Origin of the sequence: Mycobacterium sp. E3251, from assembly GCF_001666835.1 — a bacterium.
GTDB lineage: Bacteria > Actinomycetota > Actinomycetes > Mycobacteriales > Mycobacteriaceae > Mycobacterium.
Window position 1 is genome coordinate 1 of the sequence record NZ_LZJF01000138.1, and the last position, 6069, is coordinate 6069.

Sequence of the window (6069 nt, forward strand, 5' to 3'; positions counted from 1 at the left end):
GGCGTCGACGCCGTGGTGGTGCCGGGAGGTTTCTCCTATGGCGACTACCTGCGGGCCGGGGCAATCGCGAGGTTCGCCCCCGTGATGGGCGAGGTGGTGGCCGCCGCGAACCGCGGCATGCCAGTGTTAGGCATTTGCAACGGTTTTCAGGTGCTGTGTGAGGCCGGCCTGCTGCCCGGGGCCCTCACCCGCAACGTCGGTCTGCACTTCGTCTGCCGCGATGTGTGGCTACGGGTGGCGTCGATCTCAACGGCCTGGACGTCGCGTTTCGAGTGGGGCGCTGAGCTGCTCGTGCCGCTGAAGTCGGGCGAGGGCCGCTACGTGGCCCCCGACGATGTGCTCGACGAGCTGGAAGGGGAGGGCCGGGTGGTGTTCCGCTACCTCGACAATCCCAACGGCTCCCTGCACGACATCGCCGGAGTCAGCTCCGCCAACGGCCGTGTCGTCGGGTTGATGCCGCACCCTGAGCACGCCATCGAAGCGTTGACGGGCCCCTCCGACGACGGCTTGGGCCTGTTCTATTCGGCGCTGGACGCGGTGCTTTCGGTTTAGGCGGAAACCCCTGCGGCTGAACGCAATTCGTAGAATGCCGCGCTGATGGCGTCGGTCGCTTCGTGTGGGTCGCCGAACGTCTGGTCGTCGGTGAGCACGGCGACGCCGAGCTGGTCGACATAGCTCCACACCGTGATGTTGACCGGGGCGCCTGGCGACAGCACCCCGGTCGAGTAAATCTCGCTGACCGCCGCGCTGACTATGCCGGGGTCCTGTGCGGGGCCTTACCGTCGCGGGGATCAGCCGGCGTCGCGCAGCAATGGATGCGCCGTCGGCAGGTCCACCGCCGGAGTCAAGTCGTCGAAGAGGTCGGTCGCGTCGGCGATCGTGCGGTCGACGAAGGCGGCGAAGTCGTCGAAGGAAACGTTCTGCCGGATCCAGTGCGACCTGCGCGCCACCAGACCGATCCGCTGTGGATCGGACGAGCCGTGCACGATCGCGGTGACTTCGCGTTCCTGACGGTTCCAGGTGTCAGAGAAGTGCACCAGCCATGGGCGCTCGGTGGCGGCGAAGTAGCACCCCGGAGTCACGCGAATGATCAGCACGTCGCCATGCTCGGGGGAGATCTCGAGGTGGACGTGCAGGCGCCTCGCGGCGGACGCGCGGGCACCGGTGACGAAGAAGTATTCACCGTCGTGGTGGCCACGGAAATAGCGTCGCCCGCGGGTGCGCAGGTAACGTTCGACCAGGTTCGCGCACGTGGGCTCGTTCGTCATGAAAACATGCTGCGGCCAGTGGCTTTGCGGATGCTGGGAGACAAGCCATGAACCACCGAAGAATCTGTTGAGAATTGGCTGAGTGACGTCAGCGCCGCTCGACAATCCCCGCACCGGGCGCCGGCATGGTCCGGGGCAGCGTCACCGAAAACCGGTACCGCTCGGGACGATAGTGGAACTCCACGACCTCCAGCGGCTTGCCGTCATTGCCGTAGCTGACGCGTTCGAGCACGAGCACGGGAGAGCCCAACGGCAGATTCAATGCGCCGGCTACCTCGACGGAGGCCCCCGCGGCGTGGATCTCATAGGTGGCCCGGGCGACGGGGGTGCCCAGTCGCCGCTCCCACATCGTGTAGGTGCTTTCCATCGCTCGCGCGGGTTGCGTGTCGGACGCGCTCGACAGCAGCGGCTCGACGGCCTTGCCGAGTCCCGGCGGCAGGTAGGCGATCATCAGCGCGAGGGGCACGTCCCCGTCGCGGAAGCGTCGGTAGATGCACAGAACCCTGGACAAGCCCAACGTTTCGGCTACTCGTTGCGGGGGCTCACCGACGCGATGGGACAGCACGTCCACATGCGGAGTGATCCCAGAGCCGGCCAAGACCTCGGTGATCGTGCGCACGCCGGAGCCCAGTTCTTGTCTTACCGGGTTGGTGACGAAAGTGCCCAGACCCTGGCGCCGAACCAGCCAGCCCTGGCGCTCGAGCAGTCCGACCGCCGCTCGCACGGTTACCCGGCTCAGGCCGGAGCGTTCGATCAGCTCCCGCTCGCTGGGCAGGCGTCCGCCGCGGGGCACCCGCTGCTTGATGATCGCGGCCTTGAGCGCTTCGGCGAGTTGGGTGCTCGCGGGCACGCTGCCGCGCCGGACCCGCAGATTGGCGGACTCGAGGTCGAGCGACCGGGTGGTCATAAGACGTATTAAAACGTCTGGTGAGTGGGGCGTAAAGGCCGCCGGCCGTTCCGCCGCCGCTCACAACCGCCAACCGACGTCGGATTACTCTGGCGCCGAGTAATTTTCGGCTGCACACCACAGGAGGTTGATCGTGGGATTCGCGGTGGAACGGATCGATCATGTCGTGCTGAACTGCACAGACGTCGAGGCCACCGCCGCGTGGTACGAGCGGGTTTTGGGCATGCGGCGAGAGACGTTCGGTCCCTCAGGCCGGATCGCCCTGCGCTTCGGGGAGCAGAAACTCAACCTGCGGCCGGTCGGGGCGCTGGCCGACGACCCAGAGTGGACCACCGCGTCGGTCGAGGCCGCCGGTTCCGAAGACTTGTGCTTCATCACCCGCAGCGGCCCGGATGAGGTGCGCGCCCACCTCGCCGACTGCGGCGTGCAGATCGTTGCGGGACCGGTCACCAGAACCGGAGCCTTGGGCCCGATGACTTCACACTACTGCCGCGACATCGACGGGAATCTCGTCGAAATCGCAGTCTATTGAAGCGGATACGACGCCGGTAGATTCACCACGATCGCCTGATTGGACGATACGGTCGACGGCATCGCGTGTGTCTCGCCCATCCAGAGCTTCTCGGCTCCGACCGACGCGCCGCTGAGCGCGGCGAAGCGACGGAGTCCGTCCGATTGCGCGGTGTCGGAACTGATGTCCGATGCCCTGACGTGGTGCACCTTGTTATGGGTGGCTTCCGCTGTTGTCTCGCCGAAATCGGGATGGAATCCGTCTGCGGTGGCCATGCGTCAACTATGGTCCGACGCATCCCGATACGCCTCGAGGAGTCGCAGCCACAGCTCGCTGACCGTGGGGAAGCAGGGCACGGCGTGCCACAACCGCTCGATGGGCACCTGGCCGGCGACGGCGATGGTTGCGGAGTGCAGCATTTCGGTGACCCCGGGCCCAACCAGCGTGACCCCGAGCAAGTGCCCGCGGTCGAGGTCCACCACCATCCGCGCCCGGCCGGTGTACCCGTCGGCATAAAGCTTGGCCCCCATCACCACATCGCCGATCTGCACGTCGACCGTCCGTATCCGGTGCCCGGCCCGCTCGGCCTGCCGGGCCGTTAGGCCGACCGCGGCGGCTTCGGGGGTGGTGAAGAAGGCTTGCGGCACGGCGTGATGGTCGGCGGTGGTTGCATGCCGGCCCCACGGTGCGGTGTCCAACGGGGTACCCGCCGCGCGCGCTCCGATCGCCGCTCCAGCCACGCGGCCCTGATATTTCCCCTGATGGGTCAGCAGTGCCCGGTGATTGACGTCGCCCGCGGCGTATAGCCAGCCATCTTCTATCGCCCGCACTTGGCAGGTGTCATCGACCTCGAGCCAGTCGCCGGGTGCCAGCCCGACGGTGTGCAGACCGATGTCGTCGGTGAGCGGTGCACGGCCCGTCGCGAAAAGCACTTCGCTGACTTCTATTTCGGAGCCATCGTCCAATTCGAGGGTCACCACTCCGCCGTCGGGCCGGCGCAGCGCGCGGACCGATACGCCGATGCGCACATCCACGCCGCCATCGGCGAGGCCACGACCGATGAGTTCACCCACGAAAGGCTCCATCCGGGGGAGGAGGCCCTGCCCCCGCGCGAGGAGGGTCACCTGAGATCCCAATCCCCGCCACGCAGTCGCCATTTCGACGCCTACGCCACCGCCTCCCACCACAGCGAGCCGCTCGGGGACGGAGCCGCTGTCGGTGGCTTGGCGGTTGGTCCACGGCTTGGCTTCGTCGATGCCGGGCACGTCGGGTAGGGCGGACCGGCTTCCAGTGCAGATCACGACTGCGTGCCGCGCCGTCAGCACGGAGGTGGCTCCGTCAGACGCGGTGACCGCGACTCGTCGGGGGCCATCCAACCGGCCATGGCCGCGTACCAGGGTGGCCCCGATTCCGCTTACCCAATCGGCCTGGCCGGCGTCGTCCCAGTTGCTGACATAGCGGTTGCGGCGGCCGAAGACCCCCGCAACGCTGATGGGCCCGCTGACCGCCTCGCGGGCGCCGTCGACGTGGCGGGCTTCCGATACGGCAATCACCGGACGCAGCAGGGCTTTGCTGGGCACGCACGCCCAGTAGGAACACTCGCCGCCGACGAGTTCACGCTCGACCAGAGCGACGCTCAGCCCCGCCGCCCGGGCGCTCTCTGCGGCGTTCTGCCCGACCGGCCCGGCGCCGAGCACGACGACGTCGTAGCCGGTTTCCTCGTGTGCTGCCATGGTCCGTAGTCCTCCCCCGGGTTGTCCTCAGTTCGCGATGAGCTTCGTGGCCAACTCGCGCAAGTCACCCACCACGAGGTTCGGCTGGGGCATCCCGTCGACCGGCAGCGGCGGATTGCCGGGTCGGGTAATGAGCGCAGCGCTGAAGCCGACCTTCTGGGCGCCGAGGGTGTCCCAGACGTGCGCGGCCACCATCATGCAGTCGGCCGGTGCCACCCCGACCGTCTCGCACGCGTATCGGTATACGGCGGGCGCGGGCTTGAAGGCGCGGCAGCCATCGACGCTCAGTTGTAGTTCGAAGAATTCGCCCAGCCCGGAGCTCTGCAGCGCCGTCGGCCCGTCCGGGTTCGGCGGCGAATTGGTCAGGGTTACAAGGCGAAAGCCGTTGTCCCGCAACGTCGCGAGCCCTTCAGCCGCGTCCGGGTGTGCCGGCATGGTGAGCAGGCCGGTCTTCAGGCGGTGCAGGTCATCGTCGGAGACGTCGACGCGGTGCACATCGCCGACCATGCGCAGCACGCCTTGCGCGAGCGTTGAGAAGTTGACGTAGCTGTCCGCCAATGTCGCGGACATCGAGTACATGATCAGCTGGGCGAACCACTCACGAAGCACCCGTTTATCACCGAACAGGTCGGTGAAAAGCGTTGCGAGAGAGTCGATATCGACCAGTGTCTCGTTGACGTCGAAAACCAGGACGGACGGTGTGCGCATGGTCAGGCCTCGATCTTCCGCAATGTGGGCACGTCCGGCCGTAAGTACCCGATCAAGCACAGGCAAATCAAAGCCATCCCGAGCAACGGCAACCAAAGTGCGACCACCCCCGCCGTTGTGAAGACGCCCATCGTTATGAATGACCGCATCCGCAACAATCGGCGCATCCGGTCCGTGAGGTCTTCATGGGCCCGCCGGTCGACCACCTCCCGGCATAGCGCGAGATAGGTGATGTTGACGAGAACAAACACGAACGCGTACAAGGCCACGGGCTCAGCGGCCAGTCTGCTGTCGGCGATCCACTCGGTGGTTATCGGTATGAGCGACACCGAAAACAAGTGCGCGAAATTCGACCACACCAGCCGCGGCGTGGCCAGCTCCGCGTAGCTGAACAAGTGATGATGGTTGACCCACACGATCGCGATGAACAGGTAGCTGACCACATAGCTCAGGCCAGTTGGCCACAGCGGAAGCAGGGCGCTGAAGCTGTGCGCGGCCGGCGGTTTGAGCTCTAGCACCAGGATCGTGATGATGACAGCGAACACACCGTCCGAAAACGCTTCCACCCGGCCCGGACTGGATTTCCTCGCAACCACGACGCCTCCTCAGGCCGGAAGGGGCGAGAGTCCGATCGGCCCCTGTGCTAAAGCGGCGTACCTCACCGCATCACCACGACCATCTTGCCGCCCGCGTCCCCGGCTTCCATTACCCGGTGCGCCTCACGTATCTCGTCGAAGGAGAAGACGCGAGATGGCTTGGCCTCCAGCACGCCCTCGGCGACCTGCCGCGCGATATCTTGCAGAGGGACGTCCGACAGCGGGAATCCCGGAGTCCCAAAGACGAAGCTGCCGAAGAAGTTCCAGTTGACACCGCTCGCCATGCGCAGCAGTGGATTGAAATCTCCGATCGGGTCGAGCCCGCCCAGCCAGCCCGCCAAGCAGG

At 66.4% G+C, this 6069-nt stretch carries 8 protein-coding genes and 2 pseudogenes; 2 read left to right on the top strand and 8 right to left on the bottom strand.

Features of this window, described 5'->3' with window-relative positions; translation table 11 throughout:
• On the top strand, nucleotides 1-552 hold a 552-nt coding region (gene purQ / locus A5697_RS16350), incomplete at its 5' end, for a phosphoribosylformylglycinamidine synthase subunit PurQ (protein ID WP_067944871.1).
• Here the strand turns inward: purQ and A5697_RS27270 are convergent.
• The 3 genes and pseudogenes from A5697_RS27270 to A5697_RS16360 all read right to left on the bottom strand — a co-directional run.
• Nucleotides 549-776: pseudogene (locus tag A5697_RS27270) on the bottom strand (WS/DGAT domain-containing protein); the annotation flags it as partial. The gene purQ and the pseudogene A5697_RS27270 sit on opposite strands and share 4 nt — an antisense overlap.
• Nucleotides 777-791: 15 nt before the next feature.
• Nucleotides 792-1268: a hypothetical protein gene (locus tag A5697_RS16355; RefSeq protein WP_068011402.1), complete on the bottom strand. Its 477-nt coding sequence runs from the start codon at nucleotides 1266-1268 to the stop codon at nucleotides 792-794.
• An 88-nt stretch (nucleotides 1269-1356) separates the two neighbouring features.
• Entirely contained in the window at nucleotides 1357-2175 is an 819-nt protein-coding gene (locus A5697_RS16360) for a GntR family transcriptional regulator (protein ID WP_068011403.1), read from the bottom strand.
• Nucleotides 2176-2308: 133 nt separating this feature from the next.
• Between A5697_RS16360 and A5697_RS16365 the strand changes: the two genes are divergently transcribed.
• A complete protein-coding gene (locus tag A5697_RS16365) occupies nucleotides 2309-2707 on the top strand; it encodes a VOC family protein (protein ID WP_068011407.1) in 399 nt (132 codons plus the stop codon).
• Nucleotides 2708-2745: 38 nt separating this feature from the next.
• Here the strand turns inward: A5697_RS16365 and A5697_RS16370 are convergent.
• The 5 genes and pseudogenes from A5697_RS16370 to A5697_RS16390 all read right to left on the bottom strand — a co-directional run.
• Nucleotides 2746-2961, bottom strand: a pseudogene (locus A5697_RS16370) (cupin); the annotation flags it as partial.
• Between the two features lie 3 nt (nucleotides 2962-2964).
• Nucleotides 2965-4419 carry an NAD(P)/FAD-dependent oxidoreductase gene (locus tag A5697_RS16375; RefSeq protein WP_068011404.1) on the bottom strand — a complete coding sequence of 485 codons (1455 nt, stop codon included), beginning with the start codon at nucleotides 4417-4419 and terminating at the stop codon, nucleotides 2965-2967.
• A 27-nt stretch (nucleotides 4420-4446) separates the two neighbouring features.
• Complete coding sequence (locus A5697_RS16380; protein ID WP_068011405.1) at nucleotides 4447-5127, bottom strand: haloacid dehalogenase type II; 681 nt, start codon at nucleotides 5125-5127, stop codon at nucleotides 4447-4449.
• Nucleotides 5128-5129: 2 nt separating this feature from the next.
• The gene (locus tag A5697_RS16385; RefSeq protein WP_231972086.1) at nucleotides 5130-5723 is read right to left on the bottom strand and encodes a TMEM175 family protein; all 594 of its coding nucleotides are present in this window, start codon (nucleotides 5721-5723) and stop codon (nucleotides 5130-5132) included.
• Nucleotides 5724-5785: 62 nt separating this feature from the next.
• The coding region (locus tag A5697_RS16390; RefSeq protein WP_156673331.1) for a zinc-binding dehydrogenase at nucleotides 5786-6069 on the bottom strand (284 nt) is incomplete at its 5' end.